This is a genomic window from Microbacterium sp. (genome assembly GCF_011620715.1).
GTDB lineage: Bacteria > Actinomycetota > Actinomycetes > Actinomycetales > Microbacteriaceae > Microbacterium.
Window position 1 is genome coordinate 1 of the sequence record NZ_WOYP01000046.1, and the last position, 25,420, is coordinate 25,420.

Annotated in this window: 26 protein-coding genes and 1 pseudogene; 23 read left to right on the forward strand and 4 right to left on the reverse strand. The window is 63.1% G+C overall.

The window, feature by feature from the left end; all coding sequences use genetic code 11:
* The first annotated feature begins 143 nt into the window (after positions 1-143).
* The 6 genes from QZV84_RS04525 to QZV84_RS04550 all read left to right on the forward strand — a co-directional run bounded on the left by QZV84_RS04525 (position 144) and on the right by QZV84_RS04550 (position 6,795).
* Entirely contained in the window at positions 144-935 is a 792-nt protein-coding gene (locus QZV84_RS04525) for an SDR family oxidoreductase (RefSeq protein WP_292825965.1), read from the forward strand.
* 92 nt (positions 936-1,027) lie between these two features.
* Complete coding sequence (locus tag QZV84_RS04530; RefSeq protein WP_292825968.1) at positions 1,028-2,446, forward strand: acetyl-CoA hydrolase/transferase C-terminal domain-containing protein; 1,419 nt, start codon at positions 1,028-1,030, stop codon at positions 2,444-2,446.
* Positions 2,439-3,572, forward strand: a complete 1,134-nt coding sequence (locus QZV84_RS04535) for a CaiB/BaiF CoA-transferase family protein (RefSeq protein ID WP_292825971.1) — start codon at positions 2,439-2,441, stop codon at positions 3,570-3,572. The genes QZV84_RS04530 and QZV84_RS04535 overlap by 8 nt, the downstream gene beginning before the upstream one ends.
* A complete protein-coding gene (locus QZV84_RS04540) occupies positions 3,569-4,348 on the forward strand; it encodes an enoyl-CoA hydratase-related protein (RefSeq protein WP_292825974.1) in 780 nt (259 codons plus the stop codon). Before QZV84_RS04535 ends, QZV84_RS04540 begins: the two co-directional genes overlap by 4 nt.
* A 59-nt stretch (positions 4,349-4,407) precedes the next feature.
* Positions 4,408-5,577 (forward strand): thiolase family protein, encoded by a 1,170-nt coding sequence (locus tag QZV84_RS04545; RefSeq protein WP_292825977.1) that lies wholly within the window; start codon positions 4,408-4,410, stop codon positions 5,575-5,577.
* A 66-nt stretch (positions 5,578-5,643) separates the two neighbouring features.
* Positions 5,644-6,795, forward strand: a complete 1,152-nt coding sequence (locus QZV84_RS04550) for an acyl-CoA dehydrogenase family protein (RefSeq protein ID WP_292825980.1) — start codon at positions 5,644-5,646, stop codon at positions 6,793-6,795.
* A gap of 170 nt (positions 6,796-6,965) precedes the next feature.
* Here the strand turns inward: QZV84_RS04550 and QZV84_RS04555 are convergent, their stop codons facing one another.
* Complete coding sequence (locus tag QZV84_RS04555; RefSeq protein WP_363331867.1) at positions 6,966-8,051, reverse strand: MBL fold metallo-hydrolase; 1,086 nt, start codon at positions 8,049-8,051, stop codon at positions 6,966-6,968.
* Between QZV84_RS04555 and QZV84_RS11435 the strand changes: the two are divergent.
* Positions 8,025-8,297: pseudogene (locus QZV84_RS11435) on the forward strand (hypothetical protein); the annotation flags it as partial. The gene QZV84_RS04555 and the pseudogene QZV84_RS11435 overlap by 27 nt on opposite strands.
* 30 nt (positions 8,298-8,327) lie before the next feature.
* The gene (locus QZV84_RS04560; RefSeq protein WP_292825986.1) at positions 8,328-8,924 is read left to right on the forward strand and encodes a hypothetical protein; all 597 of its coding nucleotides are present in this window, start codon (positions 8,328-8,330) and stop codon (positions 8,922-8,924) included.
* A gap of 232 nt (positions 8,925-9,156) precedes the next feature.
* On the opposite strand, the gene QZV84_RS04565 is transcribed toward QZV84_RS04560, so the two are convergent.
* Positions 9,157-9,300 (reverse strand): hypothetical protein, encoded by a 144-nt coding sequence (locus tag QZV84_RS04565; RefSeq protein WP_292825989.1) that lies wholly within the window; start codon positions 9,298-9,300, stop codon positions 9,157-9,159.
* Between the two features lie 124 nt (positions 9,301-9,424).
* Between QZV84_RS04565 and QZV84_RS04570 the strand changes: the two genes are divergently transcribed.
* From QZV84_RS04570 to QZV84_RS04605, 8 genes are all read left to right on the forward strand, one after another.
* Entirely contained in the window at positions 9,425-10,159 is a 735-nt protein-coding gene (locus tag QZV84_RS04570; protein ID WP_292825992.1) for an enoyl-CoA hydratase-related protein, read from the forward strand.
* A gap of 281 nt (positions 10,160-10,440) precedes the next feature.
* Positions 10,441-11,571, forward strand: coding sequence for a CoA transferase (locus tag QZV84_RS04575; protein WP_292825995.1), 1,131 nt, complete (start codon positions 10,441-10,443; stop codon positions 11,569-11,571).
* A gap of 24 nt (positions 11,572-11,595) precedes the next feature.
* On the forward strand, positions 11,596-12,333 hold the full coding sequence (locus QZV84_RS04580) for an enoyl-CoA hydratase/isomerase family protein (protein WP_292825998.1): 738 nt from the start codon (positions 11,596-11,598) through the stop codon (positions 12,331-12,333).
* A gap of 36 nt (positions 12,334-12,369) precedes the next feature.
* Positions 12,370-12,843, forward strand: a complete 474-nt coding sequence (locus tag QZV84_RS04585) for a MaoC family dehydratase N-terminal domain-containing protein (RefSeq protein ID WP_292826000.1) — start codon at positions 12,370-12,372, stop codon at positions 12,841-12,843.
* Complete coding sequence (locus QZV84_RS04590) at positions 12,840-13,280, forward strand: MaoC/PaaZ C-terminal domain-containing protein (RefSeq protein WP_292826003.1); 441 nt, start codon at positions 12,840-12,842, stop codon at positions 13,278-13,280. Before QZV84_RS04585 ends, QZV84_RS04590 begins: the two co-directional genes overlap by 4 nt.
* 50 nt (positions 13,281-13,330) lie before the next feature.
* Positions 13,331-14,443, forward strand: coding sequence for an acyl-CoA dehydrogenase family protein (locus QZV84_RS04595; protein WP_292826006.1), 1,113 nt, complete (start codon positions 13,331-13,333; stop codon positions 14,441-14,443).
* Between the two features lie 62 nt (positions 14,444-14,505).
* Positions 14,506-15,330: an acyl-CoA thioesterase domain-containing protein gene (locus QZV84_RS04600; RefSeq protein WP_292826009.1), complete on the forward strand. Its 825-nt coding sequence runs from the start codon at positions 14,506-14,508 to the stop codon at positions 15,328-15,330.
* A gap of 6 nt (positions 15,331-15,336) precedes the next feature.
* Positions 15,337-16,086 carry a 3-oxoacyl-ACP reductase family protein gene (locus QZV84_RS04605; RefSeq protein WP_292826012.1) on the forward strand — a complete coding sequence of 250 codons (750 nt, stop codon included), beginning with the start codon at positions 15,337-15,339 and terminating at the stop codon, positions 16,084-16,086.
* A gap of 19 nt (positions 16,087-16,105) precedes the next feature.
* Here QZV84_RS04605 and QZV84_RS04610 read toward each other — a convergent pair whose 3' ends face one another.
* Both QZV84_RS04610 and QZV84_RS04615 read right to left on the reverse strand, forming a co-directional pair.
* A complete protein-coding gene (locus tag QZV84_RS04610; RefSeq protein WP_292826015.1) occupies positions 16,106-17,122 on the reverse strand; it encodes an MBL fold metallo-hydrolase in 1,017 nt (338 codons plus the stop codon).
* 115 nt (positions 17,123-17,237) lie between these two features.
* Complete coding sequence (locus tag QZV84_RS04615) at positions 17,238-17,864, reverse strand: TetR/AcrR family transcriptional regulator (protein WP_292826018.1); 627 nt, start codon at positions 17,862-17,864, stop codon at positions 17,238-17,240.
* Positions 17,865-18,133: 269 nt separating this feature from the next.
* On the opposite strand from QZV84_RS04615, the gene QZV84_RS04620 reads away from it, so the two are divergent.
* The 7 genes from QZV84_RS04620 to QZV84_RS04650 all read left to right on the forward strand — a co-directional run bounded on the left by QZV84_RS04620 (position 18,134) and on the right by QZV84_RS04650 (position 25,377).
* A complete protein-coding gene (locus tag QZV84_RS04620) occupies positions 18,134-19,078 on the forward strand; it encodes an SDR family NAD(P)-dependent oxidoreductase (RefSeq protein WP_292826021.1) in 945 nt (314 codons plus the stop codon).
* 93 nt (positions 19,079-19,171) lie between these two features.
* Positions 19,172-20,305 (forward strand): thiolase domain-containing protein, encoded by a 1,134-nt coding sequence (locus QZV84_RS04625; RefSeq protein ID WP_292826024.1) that lies wholly within the window; start codon positions 19,172-19,174, stop codon positions 20,303-20,305.
* A gap of 17 nt (positions 20,306-20,322) precedes the next feature.
* Positions 20,323-20,748, forward strand: a complete 426-nt coding sequence (locus QZV84_RS04630) for a Zn-ribbon domain-containing OB-fold protein (RefSeq protein ID WP_292826028.1) — start codon at positions 20,323-20,325, stop codon at positions 20,746-20,748.
* An 87-nt stretch (positions 20,749-20,835) separates the two neighbouring features.
* Complete coding sequence (locus tag QZV84_RS04635) at positions 20,836-21,483, forward strand: PHP domain-containing protein (RefSeq protein ID WP_292826031.1); 648 nt, start codon at positions 20,836-20,838, stop codon at positions 21,481-21,483.
* A gap of 31 nt (positions 21,484-21,514) precedes the next feature.
* Complete coding sequence (locus QZV84_RS04640; protein WP_292826034.1) at positions 21,515-22,768, forward strand: acyl-CoA dehydrogenase family protein; 1,254 nt, start codon at positions 21,515-21,517, stop codon at positions 22,766-22,768.
* Between the two features lie 110 nt (positions 22,769-22,878).
* Positions 22,879-24,045, forward strand: coding sequence for a CoA transferase (locus QZV84_RS04645; RefSeq protein ID WP_292826037.1), 1,167 nt, complete (start codon positions 22,879-22,881; stop codon positions 24,043-24,045).
* Between the two features lie 27 nt (positions 24,046-24,072).
* Positions 24,073-25,377, forward strand: a complete 1,305-nt coding sequence (locus QZV84_RS04650) for a CoA transferase (RefSeq protein WP_292826039.1) — start codon at positions 24,073-24,075, stop codon at positions 25,375-25,377.
* Positions 25,378-25,420 lie beyond the last annotated feature (43 nt).

Genomic DNA, 25,420 nt, shown 5'->3' on the forward strand with positions numbered 1-25,420 from the left:
ACGCGCGCCGATCTCGACGAGATCGTCGCGCGCGTAGACCGCCTTCCACAATGAGATAAGGCACGAGCCGCGCATTTCATGTTGTCTACCTGCAGGGTCGATGCTAGCGTCAGGAAAGGTCGATGGCGACTTGGAGGATGAAGATGACTGATGACCTCGCAGGCCTTGACGGAGCGTTCGCTTTAGTGACGGGTGCAGGGCGGGGAATCGGCCGCGAGATCGCTCTGAGCCTCGCGCGTCACGGCGCACGTGCTGTCGCGGTCAATGACTACTTCGCCGATCGCGCCGAGTCGGTGGCAGACGAAGTGAGGGGATTCGGGATCGACGCGGTAGCGCTGGTCGGCGACGTCTCCGATCACGGGACCGCGCTGAGACTGGTGGATACGGCGGCCAATGCGTTCGGAGCGGTGGACATTCTCGTCAACAACGCGGGCAACGCCGGTCCACTGAACGGCATCGGCGACCGGGCGCCGTTCTGGGAGACCGGGCCCGACGAGTGGGGTCCGTGGCTCGATACGAACCTGTATGGAGTGCTCAACTGTACCCGCGCGGTCCTGCCTTCGATGGTGGAGTCTGGCAGCGGTCGAGTTGTGTCCGTGATCTCGGACGCCGGGCGCGTCGGGGAGCCGGACCTCGCAGTATACGCGGCCGCCAAGGCTGGCGTCGCCGGTTTCACGCGCTCCATCGCAAAGGCGGTGGGTCGGTACGGGGTGACCGCAAACTGTGTGGCATGCGGCTACATCGACACGCCTGCGACATCGATGCTGGCGCAGAATCCGGAGTTGCTCACAAGGGCATTGCGGCCCTATCAGATCCGGCGACCGGGGCGTCCGAAAGACGTGGCGGCCGCGGTAACGTTCTTGGCTTCACCGGCTGCCTCGTGGATAACGGGGCAGACCTATCCGGTCAATGGAGGGTACTCAATGGCTCAGTGACCGGGCCATCCGCGGATGCTGACCGGCCCATCGGGGTCGCCGCGATGTCGTCAGCTTGCATCAACGATGATGGAACAACGCGAGGAGAAGATATGTCCGATTGGAAGTCGATGTGGGGCGGCCGGATCAGTTCACCCGAGCAGGCGGCGGGTGCCATCAAGAATGGCGATACGGTCGTGTTCGCGATGTCGTCGGTCTTCATGACCCCGACCGCGTTCACCAAGGCACTGATCGCGCGCGCCCCTGAGCTGCGGAACGTGCAGATCGACACAACATTCAACAGTGCCCCCGCGCTCGGGATGATCGGGCCGCACACGCTAGAGTCATGGACAACGAACACGTTCTTCGCGATGAATCCGCCGGAGATTGGAGCGCTGTCGACTCACGACCCGCAGGTCGACTTTACCCCGCTGAATCCGCACTTCATCGGCACAATGCAAGGCGCCCCGTTCCGTGAGGAATTCACTCGTCGGTATACTCAGGCAGATGTCGCGATCTGCGTAGTCACTCCACCGAACCAGCACGGGTACGTCAGTTTCGCGCATCATCTCTGGCACCAGCGCACGTCCACTCGCAACGCAAAGATCAAGGTCGCCGAGATCCACGAGGGGCTTCCGGTGATACCCGGCGGCGACAACTGGATGCACATCGACGAGTTCGACTTCCTGATTCAGGGTGAGCGACTGACCATCCCGAGCCCGATCGTCGCGCCGAAGGAGCAGACCGTCGAGCCAACAGAGCTGTGCGGGTACAACGTGGCCGACCTCATCAACGATGGCGACACGGTGATGTTCGGTGCGGGCCACATGCCTGGTGTGATGGGCAACTATCTCGCACACAAACAGGACCTCGGCTGCCACACAGAGGTGGTGGTCCCGCTACCGCTGGTGCGAGGCGGCGTGATCAATGGGAGTCGGCGCAACTTCAATCGCGGCAAGATCAACCTCACGGGCGTGGCAGCCATCGGCGAAGAGGACGAGGCGTTCCTCGACGGGAATCCGATGTTCGATCTTCGCGACATGGGAGTGAACAATGATCCCAAATTCATCGCACAGAACGACAACTTCGTCGCGATCAACTCATGTCTGGAGATCACGATGTGGGGCGAGATGGGGGTGGAACGGATCGGCAACCGCTACTTCCGCGGGATCGGCGGTCAGGTGGAGTTCATCCTTGGTGCCCTCATGAGTCACCACGGCCGCTCCATCCACGCTGTGCTATCGCGGAGACTGGGCAGCGACGGGAACTGGTACTCGACGATCGTGCCGGAATTCACCAAGCCGGGTGCAGCTTCGGTGCCGCGTCACCTAGCCGACTTCGTCGTGACTGAATACGGCGTGGCGAGCCTAATGGGCAAGACGGAACGGGAGCGGGCGAAGGAATTGATCTCCGTCGCCCACCCCGACCACAGAGCCGACCTGAAGGCCGAAGCAGACAAGGCGTTGGGAATCGGCCGCTCGATCTTCCTGATCGACGGATGGCCTGCCTCCTCGTCGACGGTCGATGCCTGAGGATTTCCGGCCACTGAGCGGTCGGCGCGTTGTCAGCATCGCTCAGCAACTGCCCGGGCCGTATTGTGGGCTGTTGCTGGCTGATCTGGGCGCCGAGGTCGTGCTCGTCGAGCAAGTTCGTGGCGGCGATCCCGCGCGGGTGTTCCCCGCGCTGTTCGCCGCCGCGAACCGCGGCAAGAGTTCGGTCGCGATCGATCTGAAGACAGCCGAGGGAGTCGAAGTGTTCCTTCGGCTCGCATCTACGGCGGATGTGGTCTTGGAAGGCTTCCGCCCAGGCGTGGCCGCGCGGCTCGGGGTCGACTACGCTCGCGTTGCGCACCCCGGGCTCGTGTATTGCTCGATCAGCGGTTTCGGGCAGAGTGGTCCGGTTGCCGGTTTTCCCGGGCACGATCTGACGTATCAGGCGTGGTCGGGTGCGTTAGGTTCCGACGCAGCTGGCGCACCAGTGGTATCTCCGCTTCCCGTGGCTGATCTGTCATCGGCGCTGTACGCGACGGTGGGAATCCTCGCCGCGCTGAGCGATCGGACGGGCCAGGGAGGCTACATCGACGTGTCGATGGCTGAGTCCGTGCTGGCCTTCAACTCCGTGGCTGTTCTGACCGCCCAGGCGGGCGAGCACGACGCGGAGCTGAACGAGCCGGCGTATGGCGTGTTCGCCACCACCGATCGGCCGATCACGCTGTCCATCGCGCACGAGGACCATTTCTGGCGGGCACTGTGCGGGGTTCTCGATTGGCCGGACGTAGCCGAATTGCGGGGCATCGAACGGAGGGAGCGTTCCGCACCGTTGCGCCGCCGTCTTGAGAACGCGATCGCCACAGAGGGCGCAGCGCACTGGCTGAACGTGCTCGGCGTGGCGGGGGTACCATGCGGTCCTGTCAACAATGCCGCATCCACGCTGCAAGATCCCCTCTTCCTCGCACGGGGCGCGTTCGCGGACATCGGAGGCACACGGTACCCGCGCACGCCGATTCGCCGCGACGGCGCGCCGACACCTGTGGGTGGACCGGCGCCGGCACTAGGCGCTGACACGGAGCGATATCTCGGTCAACTAGGCTACACCGCCGACGAGATTCAGCGGATGTCGAACGAAGGGATTGTGCGAATGGCTAAGGTGAACGAATGAGTGTGCCGGTGTTGGACGCGGTGGTGATTGACAGCCCGGCCGAAGGGGTGGTGAGAATCACGCTCAACCGGCCGGACGCGGGTAACTCCCTCAGTTCAGGTCTAGCCAATGACCTGGCGTCGGCGTTGCGTTGGACGCGCTTCGAGTCCGACGCTCGCGTTGCGGTCCTCACGGGCTCCGGACGCTTCTTCTGCGCCGGCGCCGATCTGAAGGAGCGGGGGAAGCCGCCGTGGTGGCTGTGGGACGTCCGCGCCGCGATCGACTATATTGAGCAGGTTGAGATACCCGTCATCGCAGCGATCAACGGCACGTGCATGGGCGGCGGGCTCGAGCTCGCGCTGGCGACCGACATCCGAGTGGCAGGCCGAACCGTCCAGATCGGTCTGCCGGAGATCACGTTCGGAGCGCTCCCCGCCGCGGGCGGCCCCGCCCGACTGGCCCGTCTGGTCGGCCCCGGTCGGGCTAAGCAGCTCGTGCTCACCGGTGAGAAGTTCACCGGTGAGCAGGCCCAGGCTTATGGCATCGCCGAGATCGTCGTGCCGGACGAGGAAGTCGTTGACCGAGCGGTGGAGCTTGCATCCGTGGTGGCGATGCACGCCGGCTACGCGAGCCGCACGGCGAAATACGTCATCGACCGCGGTTTGCACCTGCCCGGCTCTGCGGCGCTCGCGCTGGAGTACTCCGCGATCGACACGATGGCCGATGAGGACGAACGTGCTGCCGCCGCACGCGCGGCCATGGAACGGAGCGCGACGTATCGTAAGTTGTTGGCGTGATTCGGTTGACGCATCGGTTTCCGGGTGCCGGGACTCGGTGAGAAGAGTGAGGTGTTTCTGTGCGTGATGTACATATTGTCGGTACGGGTATGACCAGGTTTGCTAAGCATGCTGATCGAGGCGTGCGTTCCCTCAGTGAAGAGGCGGTCAGGGAGTCGCTCGCGGATGCGTCGCTGACCGCTGACGATGTGGGCATGGTGTTCTTTTCGAATGCGACCAGCGGGCTGATCACGGGTCAGGAGATGATCCGCGGTCAGTCCGCGTTGCGCCACACGGGTTTACTTGGCAAGCCGATTATCAATACCGAGAACGCGTGCGCGTCTGCGACGACGGCTGTCTACCTCGCGTGGATGGCGGTGTCGGGCGGGGCGTGTGAGGTAGCGCTCGCGGTGGGGGCGGAGAAGATGACCCATCCTGATAAGGCGCGTACCTTCGCCGCGCTGGGTGCGGCGCGCGACCTCGATGAGCTTGAGGCCGCTGACGAGGATCCGACGCGTTCGCCATTCATGGATATCTACGCCGCGAAAGCACGCCAGTTCATGGCCGATACCGGGGCCACAGCGGCGGACTTTGCAGAGATCTCAGTCAAGAGCCACTGGTTCGCGGCCCGCAATCCGCGTGCGCAATATCGAACGGAGGTGTCGGTCGAGGAGGTCCTCGCCAGCCGCGAGATCGCGTCCCCGCTTACGCTGCTGATGTGCTCCCCGGTCGGCGACGGTGCCGCGGCCGTGGTTTTTGCCTCTGACGATTATGTGCGCCGCCACGGACTGGCCGACCCGGTGAGGGTGCGGGCAGTCGCGTTGACGTCGGGGATGCCGGGAGGACCCAGCGCGCCGAGTCGCGCGATTGCTCAGGCGTACGAGGACTCCGGTGTGGACCCCCTGGATATCAACATCGCGGAGGTGCACGACGCCGCCGCCCCCGCGGAGATCATCGCGTATGAGGAGTTGCGTTTGTGCGCTCCGGGGGATGGCGTCAAGCTGTTGCGAGACGGTCAGACCGCCCTGGGAGGGCGCGTTCCCGTCAACACGAGCGGCGGCCTGCTCAGCAAGGGGCATCCGGTCGGGGCGACGGGATGCGCCCAGGTTGTCCAGATCACCGAGCAATTACGGGGTCGCTCCGGCGAGCGCCAGGCCGAGGGCGCTCGGCTGGGCATCACGCATAACGGCGGTGGCTCGCTTGGGACGGATGCTGCCGCGTTCGGCGTCACCATCCTCGAGAAGGTCTGACCGCACCCCGAACCGCACGATACGACCGGCAACAACGACCAATCGACAGGGAAGGATTGATTAGGTATGGATTTCGAGATCGCGCCCGAATACCAGGAGATGAGAGAGACCACGCGACGTTTCGTCGTTGAGGTGCTACGGCCCGCGGAGAAGATCGTAGAGGAGAAGCAGTTCATCGACGCCGTGATGCACCGTGAGCTCGTTTCTGAGGCGAAGCGGTACGGCGTCTGGAATGCGTTCATTCCGGAGAAGTGGGGTGGGGCTGGAATCACGGATCTGTTACCCCGCACCCTGATCCGCGAAGAGTTGGGTGCCACCTCGTACGTGCTGCGCTCCTACGTAGACAATGGGATGTTCAATCTCGACACTGCTACTGAGTACCAGCGGGAGAGATACCTACTGCCTGCGCTTGAAGGGGAGAAGCGGTCCTTCGCCGGAATCACGGAGCCGGACGCGGGCTCGGACAATGGCGCGATGAAGACCACGGCGCGCAAAGAAGGCGACGAATGGATCATCAACGGGACCAAGCACTACATCAGTGGGGTCGACACGTCCGACTTTGGCGTCATCTACGCGATGACAGACACCTCTAAGGGCAAGCACGGCGGCATCGGAGCCTTCATCGTCGAGAAGGGGATGCCCGGCTTCACAGTCGGGCCGCGCCAGGTGATGATGGGACATCGCGGTTTCAACCAGTCCGTGCTCTACTTCGATGATTGCCGAGTGCCGGCCGAGAATATGCTCGGCGACAGCGGCGGCGGTCTGCGGCAATTCCTCACGATGATTGTCGGCGCCCGGATGAAGGTCGCAGCCGAAGCCCTGGGCGCGGCCCAGTACGCCTGGGACCTTGGTGTGGAGTATGCGAAGCAACGCGAGGTGCTCGGCACCAAGCTGATCGAGAAACAGGGCATCCAGTGGATGCTCATCGACGCGATGATTGCGTTGCAGGGCGCCCGACTGCTCGCCTACGAAGGATCCTGGAAGGCGGATCAGGGCAAGGACATTCGCGTCGAGGCGTCGATGGCAAAACTCCAGTGCACCGAGGTGGCGTTCAAGGTGATCGATACGGCGCTGCAAGTGCACGGCGGAGCGGGTTACACCGAGGATCTGCCGCTGGCCCGACTGTTGCGCGATATGCGGGGTGCCCGGATCTACGAAGGAGCAAACGAACTGCAGCGCTACATCATCTCGAAGGCGCTGTGGGGGGTCGGTCAGTAGTCAGCGGTAGACGAGCGCGCCGGTTGGCGTCCCGCAGCCAGACCACGGAACTGTGGCCGATCGAGGGGCCACTCCGGAGTTTGTCTGGCTTGCCCTCTGCGTCGAGGGCGATGATGACCCCTGACACTCAGGCTCTTCAAGCCCTCAGTGTCAGGGGCCCCGCAGCCCTACTAACTATCGGTCGGGGGAAGAGTCAGATAGTCGATATGCATCGCTGTCTGTGCCACTGCGGACAGTCGCATGAATCCGACAAGTCGATCCCACCCCGCTGTCCAGTGGACGCGCTCGGCGACCTGCCACACCCGTGCACCAGGATGCTGAGCGACGAGCGATCGAACCTCGTCGGAACGGCGACGGTGGTGGCCGGCCGTCTCTTCGATGCGCTCCTGGAGTCCACGAAATGAATAGCCGTGTCCAGGATGAACCATCGCCGCATCAAGCTGCTCCAATCTACCGAGTGAAGCGAAGTAGGCTGCCAGAGGGCTTGTCCGATCCTGTCCTGATGATGCACCACCAAGGCCGATCCCCGGATGAATCATTGGTAACAGGGTGTCCCCGGTGAAGATGGACCTGGTGTCTTCGTCGAACAGACATATGCTGCCCTCTGTGTGGCCGGGAGTATGGAGCACGCGGATCCGGCGTCCCGGAATTGGCAGCCAATCGCCGTCGCTGAGGACATCGTCAGGATGAACCACCTCCGGGCTAGCGAACCGACGCTGTCGTGACAGGCTCGTGTAGAGCTTGATCCGCTCCGGCAGGGGTGCCCCCCATTCGCGGAGCTTTCTGGAGAAATCCACCAATATGCCCGGCGAAGCGCCCGAATTCATGGCAGCAGCTTCCTCGTGATGCACTAGCAAACGCGCACCACTGCGACTGCGGATATACGGCGCTAGCCCTGTGTGATCGGGGTGAAGGTGGGTCGAGACGATAGAACGCACGTCTTCAATACCTCGGCGGATCTGCCCGAATGCCGATTTCAACCGTACCCGGTTATCCTCGAAGCCCCATCCAGGGTCGATGACATGAAGGCCATCCTCATCATCGAGGATCAGATATGTGAAGGTGTGCCGAACGTAGTTCTCGTGCTCCATCGGGAGAGGAACAGCCCACACTCCGTCCTGAACTTGAAGCACGTCGGGGAGATGTTTGCCCGTCCACGCCTCAAACTGCGTGTGGTTCGGCTCTATCGTCACTTGGCAAGTGTACTGTGATGCACCACGTTGTCGCCGATGCCGCCTGAGCGCGGCGTCCGGCATCCGGTATATACCGGCATCCGGTATATAGTGGTCATCGTGGGCAACCAAACCACCACTCCGGTCGTGCCGCGCCCAGCGGCCACAGTGATCATCGTTCGCGACGATCCCTTCGAAGTTCTGCTCGTACTCCGGAGCGCCGCGAGCAGCTTTTTCCCGGCCGCCTACGTCTTTCCCGGCGGTCGTGTGGAAGAGCACGATCACAGCGACCGGTGGTTGCCGCTTGTCGAGCACCACGACTTGCTGACCGCAGACGAGCGCGCATTCAGGATCGCTGCGGTGCGCGAGACGCACGAAGAGGCCTCGATCCTCCTCGCCGACGGCCTCGTTCCCGACACTCCCGGTGACGGTGAGGTCGATGGAGCCGATGGAGCACCCATCCCGGTGCCTCCGGCCGCGCCCGACGCGGTCGCTTTCCAGGAACTCATCGCCGAGATCGGCGCGCGACTGTTGCTCGATGAGGTTGTGCCCTACGCGCACTGGATCACCCCCGAGATTGCGCCCAAACGCTTCGACACGCGCTTCTACCTGACCCGCGCTCCCAAGGGGCAGCTCGCTCAGGCGGACGCCGCCGAGACGGAGCATGTGCGCTGGATGAGCCCGGCCGAGGCAGTCGAGATGGCGATGACGGGCGACCTCGCACTCCCGCCTCCCACGTTTCTCAGCCTCAAGCTGCTCGAGCAGACTTCTACCGTCGCGGAGGCCATCGCAGCCGCGAAGACGCGGACGATCATCCCGATCCTGCCGAAGACGGCAACCGGCGCAGACGGCGCCTTGCGTTTGATCATCCCCGAAGAAGCGGGCTACGGTCTGACGGCATACGAGATCCCCAAGTACTCGGCCTCAGCGGAGTCGCGCCCGCGCTCGCCGCGCTGAAGTCGCGCCAGACGCTGACCGGTACGCTCGCCGGGAGCCTTGACGAGCGGTCCGGATGCCCGTCCACGTCCCATCCGCGCCCTGGTCGGGGGATCGTTCTTGTCGTAGCGGTTCCGTCTCGCGAGGGCTACGCGCCGGAGCCGATCCAGCACGTTGCGCTCGGCCTTCTTCGATCGACTGGTCGTGCCGTTCCGCAGCGCGCGCCCGTGGTCTTGCCAGATCGATCGACGCGTCACTGCTCCGCTCCGACAACCTTCCACTCCACCGGGAGGGGCACGACTAGTTCGCTTCCGTCGAGCGCCCAGTTCTGCTCGGCAGGCTCGGCGGGGTAGGAGCGTGGCTCGCTCGGGGCGGATGCCGCTGCGTTCGGCGTCACCGTCCTGGAGAAGGTCTGACCGCACTCGGCACTGCACGAGACGAACCGAGGTGCCTCAACGACCAACCGATCAGTTAGAATACGATGCGTCATGAGGGTGATCGGCGTCGGTTGAGGAGGGGTCATGCGCAGAGAGCTGGTCCGGACGCATCTGCGGGACGGTGTTCTGGACGTGGCGCTCGGCGATTCGATGATGACCGCAAGACAGTGCGCTGAACTGAGCGACGTGCTTGGTGAATACATCGAAGACAGAGAAGTGCGTGCGGTGCTGCTGCACTCTGAGTCGGCAGACTTCTGCGTCGGTATCGAGGATCAGTTGGTGGTGCAAAGGTCGAACGGCCCGACGCCGGCGGATCTGTTGGCAGGCTTCCGTGTCCCGGTCGTGGCGGCGCTGACCGGACGTGTCGAGTCTGCCGGGCTGGAGTTGGCGCTGGCTGCCGACGTGAGGCTGGCGGCGCCCGATGCAAGCTTTCGCCTCTCCGAGGTTTCTCAGGGGCGGTTGCCGTTCTGGGGCGGAACCCAGCGGTTGCCCCGCGTGATCGGTCAGGCTGCTGCGCTTCGAATGGTCCTGTTCGGTGAGCCTGTGGTGGCCTTGGACGCTCTTCATCAGGGACTTGTGCACGAAGTTGTCGACGCGCCCCTCGAGAGGGCGGCGGAATACACAGCTCAATGGCTGACCCGCGCGCCGCTCGCATTGGAGTATGCCAAGGAAGCGGTGCGGGATGGGGCCGAACTCCGTCTGCGGGAGGGTCTTGCCCTCGAAGCCGACCTGAATACCTTGCTTCAGACTTCACATGATCGTGCGGAGGGTATAGCCGCTTTCTTGGGCAAGCGAACGGCGAGCTTCCGGAACGCCTGATGGGGCCGCTCGACGGCGTGAATGTCCGCATTGACGGTGACCTGCGGATCGCGTCCGATGCCGCGTATCTGCTTGCACGATACGGTGCCTCTGTTCGAATATCCGGCGAGAGCTCGGGACCCGCGAGCGTTTCCGTGTCGGGGCGAGGTTGCCTTCCCGCCAGCGCGCGGATGAGTGGACCGGTGGCGCCCTGCCCGGGGCTCCCTGCGGCGGCACCGACTCGCGCAGCGGCAGGCCTTCTCGCGTTGGGTGCGATCGCCGCAGCACGCGTAGGCGGAAGCGTGATCGTGGATGCGGACTCGGCCGCGATCCTGCTCTTGCAGCCGCTGGTCTTGGCGTACTGGTATTCGGCACCGCAGCCGGTCCGGGTGACGCCGTTGCGTGTTGGCGAAGGATGGGCCGCGACGGAACTCGGAGCACCTGGAGACGCTGATCTGTTCAAGCTGTTGCGTGAAGTGGACTCGTTCACGGATGCCGAAGATCTCAGTGCAGCGGCACAGCAGTGGCGCCTGCCCGTCGTTCCGTATCGCAGGGCGCACGCCGTTCAGCCTTGGAGCCCTCGTCGAGCAGGCCGGCAAGAACGGTTCCGCAGTAGTGGTGCTGGCCAGTCCGGGTTGCCCGTTACCGCCGCACATGCCCTGGCGGGGGTCAAAGTCGTAGATGTCACGGCGATGTGGGCGGGGCCTCTGTGCACGTGGCTTCTCGCCCAGCTGGGCGCCTCGGTCGTATCCGTGGAATCCGATGCCCGGCCGGATGGTATGCGGGCGCCGTACGGCGGAGGGATCTACCCGGGAGGATTACTTGAACCCGGTGCGATCGGTCGGTCGGCGATGTTCACTGCCCTGGCGGCGGGGAAAGAGCGTGTGAATCTCGATCTTCGACTCCAGGATGACAAAGAAGCCTTCGCGCTCGCCTGCGCGAATGCAGACCTTCGTGTGGATAGCCTCTCCCGCCGCGCTCGGGAGAATCTGGGGATCGACAACCAGTGCGAGTCCGGCCAAGGACCCGCGATAGTGCATCTCCCGGCCTACTCCAGCGGTCCCTCGAGTGATTGGGTGGCTTACGGCACGCAGATTCATGCCATGAGCGGGTTGGCGTGGCCGGCTGGATCCGATGAGCCGATACCCGCAGCCACAGCCTATGTCGATGGACTCGGAGGCATTGCCGCGGCCTTTGCATCGGTCGTCGCGTTGTACTCCGCGGCGCAGAATGGGCGGGCCCCGACATTGACGGCGAGTCTCATGGATGCGGTTGACGCTCTTGCGTCCGACCATGATCACGGTGCACTGCTTAGAGGCGACCCGATGCCCCGGGTGACGGAGCTCGCGGAGGCGCACACGGTCCGCGCCGTGGAGATGACCGTGGCCGGTGTCCCGCTGCGACATCCCGCTTCGCCATTCGTATCGGCGTGAAATGAAATGGGTATGCTCCAGCACATGGACGAAATCGACGAGGTGGTCCGGGTGCAATTCGGTGAGGACGGGGTGGCCGAGGTCGTGCTGTCCCGGCCCGCGAAACTCAACGTGGTGAACCTGCGGATGCGCGACGCGCTTATCGAGGCGTTCACTGCTGTGCGCGACTTTCCCGACATCGGTGCGCTCGTCCTTCGCGCAGAGGGCACACATTTCTCGGCCGGGGCGGACATCGGCGAGTTCGGTAACGCCGAGTCCATTTTCGAGGCTCGTCGTATCCGATGGGATCGTGACCCTTGGTACCTCTTGTGGACGCTGCCGGTGCCGAAGATCGTCGCATTGCACGGCTACGCGCTGGGCTCCGGGCTGGAGATGGCATTGCTCTGCGATCTGCGCATCGCCGCCCACGGTACGAGAGTCGGCCTGCCGGAAACCAAGCTCGGGATGCTGCCGGCGGCGGGTGGTACGCGCTCGATCAGCGCATGGGTGACCCCATCGAAGGCGCTCCCCTTCATCATGTCCGGCGAACCTATCGACGCAGAGAGTGCCCAGGTCCTCGGCATCATCGACGAAGTCCTCCCGGAGGGGGCCGACGTGGATGAAGCGGCGCTCTCATACGCGCGTCGCCTGGCCGCCCTCCCCAGGCTCGCGGTGCGCGCCGCGCTGAGCGCCGCCAAGGCCGCTCATGAACTGCCGCTCCGCGAAGGTCTCGCCGCTGAACGCAGGCTGTCGTACTTGACTGGCCAGTTCAACTACGACTAGCGTGGGAGTCATCACTCAGAGTGGAGGTACGCTCAAATGGAGCATGGCAACGAACTGGTCGGAAAAGTACTGGGAACAGTGACCTTTCCGATCGAGGCGGGCAAAGTTCGCGAGTTCGCGAAGAGCATTCAGGATCCCAATCCTGTCTTTCGGGATTCCGCAGCAGCAGTGCAGGCTGGTTTCTCGGCGATTCCAGCTCCACCGACGTACTCGGTGGTCGCTGCGCACTTTCAGGAGGGCGAAGGTGCCTTCTCGTCGCTGGGGTTGGACCTGGCCAGGGTTCTCCACGGCGAGCAGAGTTGGACCTTCCACCGGACGCCCGTGGTGGGTGATGTCCTCACCGGCGAGACCAAAGTGGTGAGCGTAGAGCAGAAGCCCGGTGGCCGCGGCGGTGTGATGACCTTCGTCAAGATGGGGACCGAGTACGTTGACCAGAACGGGCAGCCTGTGGTGACTGAGGAGTCGACGGTTATCGAGACGGCTGCTGTTGTCGGAGGTGGCGAAAAATGAGCAATGAGGCAACGAAGCCGTTGAGCGCTGCTGAAGCGGTGGTCGGACTGACCTCTCCCGTCTACACCGTCGGGCCGATCACGCGCACGGACATCGTCAAGTACGCCGGTGCGGGAGGTGACTTCAACCCGATTCACCACGATGAGGCCTGGGCGGTGTCGATCGGGCTTCCGTCGATTTTCTCCATGGGTCTGTTCCAGGGAGGACTGTCATCGCGGCTGGCATCGGACTGGATCGGCCTGAAGAACCTGACGAGCTTCGGAACGCGTTTTCGGAGCCAGGTGTGGCCGGGCGAAGTGCTGAAGATCCAGGGCGAATTGACTGAGGTGGAATCCGGGCCGGAGGGCACCGCGGTCAAGGCCAAGATCACTGTCACCAATGAAGACGGCACCGACGTCAAGATCCAGGCGTGGGCGACCGGCGTTCTTCCGCGCTAGCAAGAAGTGGCCGGTCGTGGCCGCAACGTTCCGAGTAGAGAGAGTTATTGATGCAGTTTGAACTTAGTGACGAGCAACTGGAGTTCCAGAAGAGCCTGCGGCGGATGATTTCCGATCGATCGCCGATCAAGAGCGTCCGCGAGGTCATCAAGACCGACGCCGGCTGGGATGAGGGCTTGTGGCAGCAGTTCGCCGATCAGGCGGGCTTGCCCGCGTTGCTGGTACCGGAAGAGTACGACGGTGCAGGGGCAACGCTGGTCGAGGCCATGCTCGTCATGGAGGAGCTCGGCCGCGGCATCGTCCCTTCTCCCTACTTCGCGACCACGGCATTCGGCGTGGTTCCCATCCTCACTTTCGGCTCCGAGACGCAGAAGCAGGAACTGCTCCCGAGCATCGCTGCAGGTGAGATCACCCTGACGACAGCCCTCACCGAGCCTTCCGGCAATTGGGGTCCTGACGGTATCGAGATGGTTGCCGCCGGCAGCGGGGAGACCGTCACCCTGAGCGGGACCAAGTCGTTCGTCATCGACGGTCACACGGCGGACAAGATCATCGTGGTCGCGAAGGCTGGCGACCAGTACGGGCTGTACATCATCGACGGCGATGCATCGGGACTCACTCGCACGAAGCAGACGACACTTGATCTGACGCGGCCCATGGCGACGCTGGAGTTCGACAACGTCGCCGCAACTGCTCTCGGTGAGCCGGGCGGCTGGGACCGCATCTCGCATGTGCTCGACGTGGCTGCGACGCTACTTGCTGCAGAGATGGTGGGCGCGATGGAGGCTTCGATGACCATGGCGGTTGAATACGCCAAGGTCCGCAACCAGTTCAGTCGCGCGATCGGCTCGTTCCAGGGCATCAAGCACCGGCTTTCCGAGATGGCAGTTGAGGTAGATACGTCACGTGCTGCAACGTGGTATGCGGCATACGCCGGCGCTGAAGGACTGGATGACTTCCCGACCGCCGCTCTCGTGGCCAAAGCGACTGCGGCAGCCGGGTTTGCGTTCACCGCGTCTTGGACCGTGCAGGTCCACGGTGGTATCGGCTTCACGTGGGATCATGACGCACAGCTGTACTATCGCAAGGCCAAGTCCACCGAACTGCTGCTTGGTTCGACGACTGACACCTGGCTGGAGCTGGCGGATCGAATCGGAGTGTAATCGCAACCCACCTGGCGGCCTTCCGCTGAGAGTCGAGTGACCACAAGGAACAGGGGTGTTGCGTGACGTCGTTGTTGGATGTTCTGAATGTCGAATCGCAAGGAGATGACGCTTTCGTCGGGTCCTCGTCGGGGATGATCCAGCACCTTTTTGGTGGACAGCTCCTCGGACAATCGGTGGTGGCTGCGGGTAGGACTGTTGAGGGGCGGGAGATCCACTCACTGCACGGATACTTCCTGCATGCCGGAGATGGTCGTCGTCCTGTGCAGTATGAGGTGCAGCGGACTCGAGATGGACGGTCGTTCAGTTCTCGTCGAGTTGTGGGGTTGCAGGACGGTCATCAGATCTGGTCCGCGGATGTGTCGTTTCACACTGGCGAACCGGGGCTTGAGCGAGCCGAAGAGCAGCCCCCCAGCCGGACCCCAGACGAACTCCCCTCATTCATGGAGGGGATGCGGTCCACGATGGGCTCAGGCAGCGAGTGGGACGATCTCGATATCCGATGGGGTGGACCCTGGCCACCGGCGGGCCGTGCGCCCGACGGGCTGCCACCGCACAATCAGTTCTGGTTCCGATTCACGAAGGATCTACCTGACGATCCGGTTCTCAACGCAGCTGTGCTGGCGTACGTCTCCGATCTTTCTTTTCTGACGCCGGTTCTGCTACCGGATGGAGCCTTCATGTGGTCTCCTGGAGTTCGGGCGACCTCTCTTGATCACGCAGTGTGGTTTCATCGTCCCTTCTCGGTGGATGAATGGCTGCTCTACGATCAGTACTCTCCTGTCGCTTCACGTGGACGCGGTTTCGTGATGGGCGGCATCAGTGCCGCCGATCGCGGGCGCGTCGCGAGCACTGCTCAAGAAGGTATGTTCCGCTTCAAGGCATGAGGGTTCATGAGTGATGTAGACCGTCGCCCGGTCGCTTTGGTCACCGGAGCATCTCGCGGCATCGGCAGGGCGATTGCTCTGGATCTTGTCCGTTCCGGCTTCGACCTGGTAGTCGGCTACCACGACGATCATCGCGGCGCGGAAGCGACGGTGACCGAAGTGGTGGAATCGGGCGGATCAGCTGTTTCCGTCAAAGCTGACTTACGTGATCTGAGTGCTGGCGAGAGGTATGTCCAGGCCGCGCTTGATCGTTTCGGACGACTGGACGCACTGATCAACAACGCGGGAATCGCACGCGACCACCGTATCCGGCGGATGAGCGACGCTGACTGGATAGATGTTCTTGCCGTGGACCTGGGGGGCGCCTTCAGCTGCTCCCGCGCGGCGGCCACCGCGCTCGCCGAGTCGCCGAGAGGTGCAATTGTCAACGTCTCATCGATCGTGGGCATGAACGGGAACGTCGGGCAGGTGAACTACGCCGCCGCCAAAGGCGGCTTGTTGTCGCTGACGAGGTCGCTTGCCCGAGAGTTTGCGACGGACGGTATCACCGTGAATGCGGTTGCGCCAGGTTTCGTGCTCACCGACATGACGTTGAGCCTTCCCGCAGAGATCATCGAGGCCAATATCGCGGCGACTCCCTTGGCGCGTCCTGGTGAGCCTGAGGACATCGCCTCCGTCGTGGCCTGGCTGGTCTCGTCCGCGGCGCGCTTCGTCACCGGTGCGGTGATCCCGGTGGATGGCGGCCTCTCCCTGTGAAGTCGCTACGACGAGCTGTTCACTCGGCGGGCCGGCCGCGGAGATAGTCGATATGCATCGCCGTCTGAGCGACAGCGGACAGGCGCATGTATCCGTGAAGGTTCGCCCAACCAGCAGTCCAGTGCACCCTTTCGGCGACGCGCCATACCGTGGTGTCGGGTTCAGAGGCCATGATCGAACGCACTTCGTCGGAACGCCGACGATGATGTCCGACCGTCTCTTCGATGCGGTCGGGCAGTCCCTGGAAGGAATACCCGTGTCCAGGGTGCACCATTTCGACATTCAGGCGAGTGAGCGCTTCGAGCGAGTCGAAATAGCGTTCGAGGGGGTTCTGGCGTGACGATCCGGTTCCGCCGCTCAGCCCGATCCCAGGGTGCACCATCGGCAACAGCGTGTCGCCACTGAACAAGGATCGTGTGGTTTCGTCGTAGAGGCACATGCTGCCCTCCGTGTGCCCAGGCGTGTGCACCACCCGTAGCCGTCGGCCGGGAATGTCGAGCACTTCGTCGTGCTCGAGGCGCACGTCAGCTCGCACGCTTATCCCGTCCCCCAACTGTCGTTGCCGCCACAGCTCGGTGTAGAGCTTCGTCCGATCGGCCCACGGCGCGCCCCAAGAGCGAAGCCGCCGGAGAAAGCCGACCGCAATGGCCAGCGACACCCCACTCTCGGCCGCTTCGGCTTCGGCGCGGTGCATAAGGACAGGCGCCCCGCTCCGCTCCTGCAGCCACGGTGCGAGACCCGTGTGATCCGGATGGAGGTGGGTGGAGACGATGGTCTTCACATCCGTGAGAAGTTTGCCGATCTGTCCGAACGACGACTCCAACCTGGCGCGATTGTCGGCTGTGTCCCAGCCCGGATCGATGACATGCACCGACCCACGGTCGTCGAGGACGAGATAGGTGTAGGTGTGTCGAACGTACTGATCGCCCTTGAGTGGCAACGGTGCCGCCCACACGCCTTCTTCGACCTGCAAGGTATCGGGAAGGTGATGACCTGTCCACGCTTCGAACTGACTGTGATTCGGCTGTACACTCACCGGCTCATCCTAGCGATCTCTCCGGTCGATCAAATGTCGTGCTGAGTGAGCTGTCATGATCGTTCCGCAGCGAGTGAGGCATCGCTGATGAGCGATGCCTCAGACTCAAGACTTGTCAGCAGTCCCTCGTCGCAGCGCCCTCGGTGCTGAGTCCGCCGAGCACCAGCGCGGTGATCTGGCGGCTCGCAGAATCCAGCGTGAGACCGGAGTGAGGTCTAAGCCACCGAGCCGACCATCCCGTGATGCCGATAATCGCTTGCGCGGCCACGAGGGGCGCGACGTCCTCCCGAATTGCTCCGATCTGCTGACCTCTTTCGACGAGGCCGCTCACGTCCGCCACGAAGGTCTTCATCCAGGCTTGATATGATTCGTCAAGATCTTGAGGGAGTTCGCGTTGGTCGCCATAGATGACGCCGTAGTAGTCGCGATACATCATCGACAGCCGGATCTGCCCATCGATGAGACACGTTATTCCCTCGAGGGGGTCGGCCTTGGAAAGGGCCTCCGAGACGACAATGTCCGCACGGCGGAGGACACGCTGGAAGACCTGGCCGAGAAGGAAACCCTTGCTCTGAGCGTGTACGTACAGCGTCGGCTTCGCAATGCCCAGTTCACTGGCGATCAACTGCATCGTGGTGTTCTGATAGCCGTGCAGATGAAACAGATTGGCCGCCACTCCGACGATCGTCTCGAGGTCTGGCGTCTTGGCTCTGCGCGCCGTCGTTGCCGGCGGCTCATCCACGCCGAACAGGTTCGCTGCACTGACTTGGCTATCTGACATGTTCCACATCCTCTGGTCTGCATCTGCGCCTGACTGCGGCCGCCCAAATTTCGACGGCCACACCCGTGTGTTCCTGGCGCTGTCTGCAGCGCCTGTCCCCGCGGGAGTCAGTCATCGGCCGAGCGCGGCACCTCCATCGTCCAAGTTGTGGGAATTGTACCCGTGAGGTAGATTACTCGCGAGAGGGCTCCTCAGCGAGAACGACGATGATGCCGAGCGCATGCAACGCCGTGGCACCCGCAGAGTTCCCCGCTAGCTACACAATTTCCAATGGAGGATATGTCGTGGGACGTCTAGATAACCGTGTCGCCGTCGTTACCGGAGCCGGTGGTGGAATCGGCGCTGAGATCGCGAAACTGTTCGCGAGCGAGGGTGCGAAGGTCGTGGTGAACGATCTTGGGGCTCAGGTGGATGGCACCGGTGCCGATGTCGGGCCCGCGCAAGGCGTCGTCAATGAGATCATCGCGAACGGGGGCGAGGCGATCGTCAACGGCGGTGACGTCAGTGACTACGACTCAGCGGGCGGTATTGTGCAGTCCGCGATCGACACCTTCGGCAAACTCGACATTCTTGTGAACGTCGCGGGAATCCTTCGTGACCGCATGCTGGTCAACCTGACCCCGGAGGACTGGCAGGCGGTGCTGAACGTACACCTGACGGGCACGTTCAACACCAGCAAGCACGCTGCGGTCTACTGGCGTGAGCACCGTGGCGAAGGTCAGTATCGGCTGATCAACTTCACGTCGGGCGCGGGACTGTTCGGTTCGGCCGGACAGCCCAACTACGCGGCGGCAAAGCTGGGCATCGTCGGCTTCACCCTGTCGTGTGCGCACGCGCTCGACCGCTACGGCGTCACATCGAACGCGATTGCGCCCGCGGCATCGACACGCATGACCGGCACGATTCCGCCAGAGCGCGCTGCCGAGATGGGCATCAATCTCGCCGACTTGGCTCCCTCCGCGATCGCCTATCCGGTGGCTTACCTCGCCAGCGAGGAGTCGAGTTGGCTGAACGGCCGCGTCGTTGGCGCCCAGGGCGGCAAGGTCACGCTCTACGAGAACTACCACCCCGAATCGGTGCTGGTTTCTCAGGATGCGTGGACGATTGATGGAATCTTCGAGTCCTTCCCCCGCGCGTTCCACCCCGAGAAGCAGGGACTGGCGGGCATCGCCTGACGTTTTCACCCTGCCGGCCCTACGAAGGTTGAAACAAGGATCATGACTGACAGAAGTGCATCAATCGTCGGTATTCACGAATATCCAGATCGGTTGGCACCGGGAAAGTCTGCTCTCCAGATCAAGGCGGCAAGTGCCGCCGCCGCGCTCGAGGATGCGGGTCTCACCTGGAAGGACGTGGATGCCGTCTACGACTCGGGTGACGCCAGCAGCTTTCCGGGACTGGGCATCCAGGAGTACTTCGATCTGCACCCCCGCATCACCGACACGACGGCTGTCGGTGGAAGCTCGTTCGAGTTCCATGCCGGACATGCTCGTGACGCGATCCGCGCCGGCCGGGCCAATGTCGCCCTCATCACCTACGGGTCGACGGCGCGTAGCCAGGCATTTGCGATAGGCACCGGAACCGGTGCCATCGGAGGCGCGAAAGATCCGGCGTCGAACATGGAGATTCCGTGGGGGCAGACGCTGATTTCGAACTACGGGATGGTCGCCAACCGTCATATGCATCAGTACGGCACGACCTCCGAGCAACTGGCGGAGATCTCGGTCACCACTCGCGCGCACGCCATGCGCAACCCGGACGCTGTGCGCGCCATGACCGATCTGAGATTCCGGGACATCGGTGAGATCACGGTCGAGGATGTGGTGAACGGCAGGATGATCGCAGACCCGCTGCATCGGCTGGAATGCTGCATGATCTCGGACGGCGGCGGCGCGGTGGTCATCGCCTCGGAGGAGGTTGCCAAGAGCACCCGCAAGAAGCCGGTGTGGATCCTTGGCGCCGGGGAGGGAATCGGATTCGTCGACAACAAGAACGACATCACGATCTCCGGCGCAGCACAGTCAGGTCTCGCGGCGTTCGGTGAGGCGGGACTGAGCCCGGATCAGATGGACGTCGCGATGATCTACGACTCGTTCACGATCACGGTGCTGACCTGCCTCGAGGATCTCGGCTTCTGCAAGAAGGGCGAAGGCGGTGCATTCGTGGAAGGCGGACGCCTGCGGTGGGACCGACTGGGCGCCCCCGCGCTCAATACGGACGGCGGCGGGCTGTTCTCGAACCACCCGGGTATGCGCGGCATTTTCCTTCTCATCGAAGCGGTTCGGCAGCTGCGGGGGGAGTCCACCTCGCAGAGGGAAGGCGCCAAGTACGCAGTCGCCCACGGCAACGGCGGTCGGCTCGGAGCCGTCCATGCCGGCGGCACCATCATTCTCGGCAACTGAGCGGAACGGGGATTATCGTGTTGGATGACATCATGGGGAATATGCCCACATTCCTGCCGAGTCTTGACGAGCCGGACACCGCGCAGTTCTGGAAGTCGACGGTAGAGCACAAGCTGACTTATCAGGTATGCACCAAGTGCGAAGGAATAGTCTTCTATCCGCGAGCGCATTGCGTCCACTGTCTCAGCCTGGATCTCGAATGGCGTGAATCCGCCGGTTTGGGAACTCTCTACACCTACAGCGTCGTGCGCGACAACAGGATGCCTGGATTCGCGGAATTGGTGCCCTATGCGGTTGCATACGTCGACCTTGACGAGGGCTTCCGCATGTTGACGAGGCTGACCAATGTCGATGTCGATGCGGTTTCCATCGGAACCCGGGTGAGGGTGGCCTGGAACGACAAGGACACGGTATCTCTGCCCGAGTTCGAACCCGTCGGCTGACCGTTGGAAGGCACCGATCTGACTCGAGCAAGTGTAGTTGCACGGCATCCGCATACCGCTGGAAAGCCCCGGCCCGGGCGAGTGCGAATGGATTGCCATCTCCACACCGTCCATTCTGGGGACGCGGTCACCACCCTGGAGCAAATGCTTCAGGGTGCGCGTTCGGCCGGTCTGGATGTCATCGCCGTCACTGATCACCACGTTGTGGACGCGGCGAAACGAATGCAGGAGATGGCGGCGGACTACGGGGTGCAGGTTGTCGTCGGCGAGGAGATCCGCACACCTCTCGGTGAGATCATCGGATTGTTCCTCACCGAGCGCGTCCCCTACGTTCTGCCGCTTTCCGAAGCGGCAGCGCGCGTTCGAGATCAGGGAGGTGTGGTTTACGTTCCCCATGCATTCGATCCGGTCCGATCCGGGCTGGGTCGTCGCGGGCTCGATGAGCTTGCTGAATCCGGACTGCTGGACGTCGTCGAGGTCTACAACGCCAAGGTACCGGACGAGTCCGTCAACGAGCTGGCGCTGGCTGCCGCCGCCGAATTCGGTGTGCCCGGTGGTGCCGGCTCGGACGCGCACGATCCCGAGGGGATCGGCGCTGTATTCATTGAACTCGATGAGTTCTCCGACCGGGACGGATATATCCAGTCCCTGCACGGTGCCTCAATCACGGGGCACCGGTATGCTCACAGCAGACGGTTCAGAACGCGTGCGGACATAGAGCGCGAATCCGCGTGAGGAACTGTCGATACGACGAAAGGACGCAACAATGGATTTGACCTACCCGCCTGAGGCCGAGGAGTATCGCGCTCGCGTTCGCGGGATTATCGAGGGAGCCGTGCCGTCCGGATGGAAGGGTCTTGGCGCGATCTCCGATGAGGCCGAGCGAGCGGCCTTCAAGAAGCACTGGCGAAAGGTGCTCTCTGACGAGCAGTTGCTTGCCGTGTCCTGGCCGAAGGAGTACGGCGGTCCGGGGCTGAGCGCAATCGAGCAGGTCGTGATCGCCGAGGAATTCGCCCGGTATGGAGTGCCGTCCGGGGATGAGAACGACATGTTCGGCATCAGCCTCCTGGGCAACACGCTTACTGTCTGGGGCACCGATGCGCAGAAGTCTCACTACCTGCCTCGGATTCTCTCCGGCGAAGACAGATGGTGCCAGGGCTACTCGGAGCCCGGTGCGGGTTCCGACCTGGCCGGTCTGCGGACCAGCGCTGTGTTGGACAACGGGGAGTGGGTGGTCAACGGTTCGAAGATCTGGACCTCTGCGGGTCATCTCGCTGACCATATCTTCGCGCTGGTTCGCACCGATCCCGATGCTCCGAAGCACCGCGGGATCAGCCTCCTGCTGATCCCGATGGATCAACCGGGCGTCGAGGTGCAGCCGATTCTCAACATGGCGGGCGACCACATCTTCAACCAGGTCTTCTTCACCGACGCTCGTACGGCGGAAGAGAACATCGTCGGTCCGGTGAATCAAGGATGGATGGTTGCCATGACCTTGCTCGGCTTCGAGCGAGGTTCCGGCGCCACCACGGACGCCATCCGTTTCAAGAACGATCTCGACAGGTTGTTCGAGATCGCCAAAACGACAGGTAAGAACAAGGACCCCAAGGTCCGCGAGCTTCTCGCTTGGTGTTACAGCCGTGTCGCAGTGATGCAGGCCCGCGGTTACCAGACCTTGACGAAGTTCCTCAAGGGCGAGAACCCCGGGGCGGATGCAGCGATCGCGAAGCTGGTATGGAGCGAATACTTCCAGCGCTACACCGAGCTTGCTCTGGAGATCCTGGGAATGGACGCGGTCGCTCCGTCCGGTGCGGGCGCAGGCGGTGCTCTTCAGACCGCGGATGTGGGTACGCCCAATACCTCCCGCGCCTGGGTGGAGACGGCCTTGTCTGCACGAGCTGCCACCATCTATGCCGGAAGCTCCCAAGTTCAGCGGAACATCATCGGTGAGCAGTTGCTCGGTCTCCCGAAAGAGCCGAAGATGGACGGAGGCCCGTTCCGGGAACTCGTCAATACCTGACGAGTTTTGCTCAGTGAGGGGCCGCTGCATCGAGGTAGCGGCCCCTCGTATACAACCACTGCACGGGTATACGTCTCGTGCACGAATTCAACGCGAGAAAGAGAGAAGCGATGAGGCTTTTTGAAGGCATCCGGGTGCTCGAGATCGGAGGCGGAATCGCCGCGGACTACGCGACGAGGCTCTTCGCCGACTACGGCGCCGAGGTGATCAAGATCGAGCCACCGACAGGTGACCCGGTACGTCGGATGGTCCCGTTCATCGGGAACGTGCCGGACGAGAACGGCTCGGCTGTGTTCCTGCACACCAACACGAGCAAGAAGTCTGTGTTGCTCGACCTCGAGGACCAGTCGGCTCGTGACGCTCTGCTGAAGCTGGCCGCGACCGCGGACGTCGTCGTCGAGTCGCTCAAGCCCGGCGCGCTCGCTGCGATGGGACTCGGCTTCGATGACCTGGTGAAGGTCCAGCCGAAGCTTGTGTTGACAAGCATCACCCCGTTCGGGCAGGACGGGCCGTACGCGCAGTACGAGGGATCGGAACTCATCTATTACGGAATGGGCGGGCCGATGGCGGGCAACGGCTCTGAGGACGAGGTTCCGGTCAAGCTGGGCGGATACATGTCGATTTACCAGACCGGGAACACGGCAGCAACTGCCACCATGGCTGCCGTCCTCGTGGCCGAGGGCCAGGGCGAGCCGGTGCACATCGACATCTCGGGATTCGAGACCGGATTGAGCTCCTCCGATCGGCGCACCACGTTTCTGCTTGCCCATGCCTACAACGGCGAGGTGACCCCGCGGGGCAACGTGTTGGGAGGCATCCTGCCCAATGGCGCATTCCCCGCAGAGGACGGTTACGTGCAGACGGTCGTGACTCAGGCGTGGTTGCCGCGGATGATGTCCGCCCTCGCGGACGATGATCTGAATGCCTACTTCGCGAAGGTCGCACAGAACCCGGCGATGTTCGCGACGATGGAGACGAAGGAAGCGATCGACGCGGCGCTGTATCCCTGGTTGCTCACGCGGACGAAGCAGCAGGCCATGGAGGATGCCCAGCAGCACAAGTGGCCGCTCACCGCGATCAAGACACCGACGGAAGTGCTCGAAGACTCGCACTACAAGGAGCGTGGCTTCTTCACCGAGGTGACGCACCCGGTGGGCACCGTCGTCCATCCCGGCGCTCCATTTGAAATCGAGGGCGGCTGGGAACCCAGCGCCGCCCCGCGGCTCGGTGAGCACACCGAAGCCATACTGTCCACCTTGCCCGTCGACTCGCTGTAACCGGCAGAGCTACTACGAAGGAGTATCATGGCTCATCTTCCTCTCGAGGGTCTCCGCGTCCTCGACATAACCGTTGTGTGGTCCGGTCCGACCGTCACGATGCTGTTGTCCGATCTCGGCGCTGAGGTCATCCGTGTCGACAACCCGTGGCTTTTCCCCAGTAGCACTCGCGGTTTGGTGGCTCGTCCCACCGAGGCGCAGATGACGATGATGGGAACGATGGGACGGGCCTACCCCGACGGGAAGCCCGACGAACGCCCGCAGGACCGACACGCGATGTTCAACTGGCACGCGCGTGGTAAAAAGCTCATGACGCTGGATCTGCGCAAGGAATCCGGACGCGAGATCTTCATCGAGTTGGCCAAGACGGCCGACGTGTTCGTGGAGAACAACAACGTCGCCGTGCTGGGAAACCTGGGTATCGACTGGGACACCCTTCACGCGGCCAACCCGAGGCTCATCCTGTTGCGCATGCCGCCCGCCGGCATCGGCGCGCCATACTCCTCCTATCTGGGGTTCGGTGCGCACTTCGAGGCGTTCTCGGGGATCACCGCTGTCCGCGGCTACGCGGATACCGCGCCCGCCACGACGACCAGCGTTTTCCAGATGGACCCGGCCGCCGGATCCATCGGTGCGTTCGCAGTGATGGCCGCGTTGCGTCGTCGGGAGAAGACGGGGCAGGGTGAGATCGTCGTACTTCCTCAGGTGGAGAACGAGATGAACCACATCGGTGAGATGTTCATCGATGCCGCCGCCAACGGGTACGATAACCCGCCGCTGACCAATCGCGACCGCAACTTCGTCCAAGGTGCCTATCCGACCAGCGAAGACGATCGTTTCGTGACCATCACCATCCGCGACGATGATGAGTGGGCCCGCGCGGTCGAAGCGATGGGCGACCCCGGCTGGGCGACTGATGATCGTTTCTCCACGCAGGCGGGCCGACTCGCCGCGCAGGATGACATCGACGCGGCGATCGCGGACTGGACTCGGTCGCGGACGCGTCAGGAGGTGTTCACCACACTGCAGAGCGTGGGCGTGCCTGCGGGACCGATCATGCTCGAAGACGACGTGTTCGCTGATCCACATGTGAAAGCTCGCGGGTTCCTTCGCGAGAACACCGGATCTGCAACCGGTACTCATCTGTATCCGGGACATCAGTGGAAGTGGAACGGTCCCGACATGAAGTGGGAGCCGATCGGTGGTCTGGGAATGGACAACGAGTACGTCTACAAGGAAGTGCTGGGGTTCAGCGACGAACAGTACGCGCAGGCCGAGCTCGATGGCCATATCGCGACGACGTACCTGGATCCAGCCGGAAACCCGATTTAATCGTTCACCCGCGCGCAGCGCAATGGAGGTTGTATGAATCTGT

Excerpts from the sequence above, each read along its gene's own strand:
- QZV84_RS04585 (WP_292826000.1), top strand. The coding sequence starts at position 12,370 with ATGGAGCATGGCAACGAACTGGTCGGAAAAGTACTGGGAACAGTGACC.
- QZV84_RS04595 (WP_292826006.1), top strand. The coding sequence starts at position 13,331 with ATGCAGTTTGAACTTAGTGACGAGCAACTGGAGTTCCAGAAGAGCCTG.
- QZV84_RS04640 (WP_292826034.1), top strand. The coding sequence starts at position 21,515 with ATGGATTTGACCTACCCGCCTGAGGCCGAGGAGTATCGCGCTCGCGTT.
- QZV84_RS04645 (WP_292826037.1), top strand. The coding sequence starts at position 22,879 with ATGAGGCTTTTTGAAGGCATCCGGGTGCTCGAGATCGGAGGCGGAATC.
- QZV84_RS04605 (WP_292826012.1), top strand. The coding sequence starts at position 15,337 with ATGAGTGATGTAGACCGTCGCCCGGTCGCTTTGGTCACCGGAGCATCT.
- QZV84_RS04535 (WP_292825971.1), top strand. The coding sequence starts at position 2,439 with ATGCCTGAGGATTTCCGGCCACTGAGCGGTCGGCGCGTTGTCAGCATC.
- QZV84_RS04570 (WP_292825992.1), top strand. The coding sequence starts at position 9,425 with ATGCGCAGAGAGCTGGTCCGGACGCATCTGCGGGACGGTGTTCTGGAC.
- QZV84_RS04540 (WP_292825974.1), top strand. The coding sequence starts at position 3,569 with ATGAGTGTGCCGGTGTTGGACGCGGTGGTGATTGACAGCCCGGCCGAA.
- QZV84_RS04530 (WP_292825968.1), top strand. The coding sequence starts at position 1,028 with ATGTCCGATTGGAAGTCGATGTGGGGCGGCCGGATCAGTTCACCCGAG.
- QZV84_RS04525 (WP_292825965.1), top strand. The coding sequence starts at position 144 with ATGACTGATGACCTCGCAGGCCTTGACGGAGCGTTCGCTTTAGTGACG.
- QZV84_RS04580 (WP_292825998.1), top strand. The coding sequence starts at position 11,596 with ATGGACGAAATCGACGAGGTGGTCCGGGTGCAATTCGGTGAGGACGGG.
- QZV84_RS04650 (WP_292826039.1), top strand. The coding sequence starts at position 24,073 with ATGGCTCATCTTCCTCTCGAGGGTCTCCGCGTCCTCGACATAACCGTT.
- QZV84_RS04590 (WP_292826003.1), top strand. The coding sequence starts at position 12,840 with ATGAGCAATGAGGCAACGAAGCCGTTGAGCGCTGCTGAAGCGGTGGTC.
- QZV84_RS04555 (WP_363331867.1), bottom strand. The coding sequence starts at position 8,051 with ATGCCGGACGCCGCGCTCAGGCGGCATCGGCGACAACGTGGTGCATCA.
- QZV84_RS04635 (WP_292826031.1), top strand. The coding sequence starts at position 20,836 with ATGGATTGCCATCTCCACACCGTCCATTCTGGGGACGCGGTCACCACC.
- QZV84_RS04550 (WP_292825980.1), top strand. The coding sequence starts at position 5,644 with ATGGATTTCGAGATCGCGCCCGAATACCAGGAGATGAGAGAGACCACG.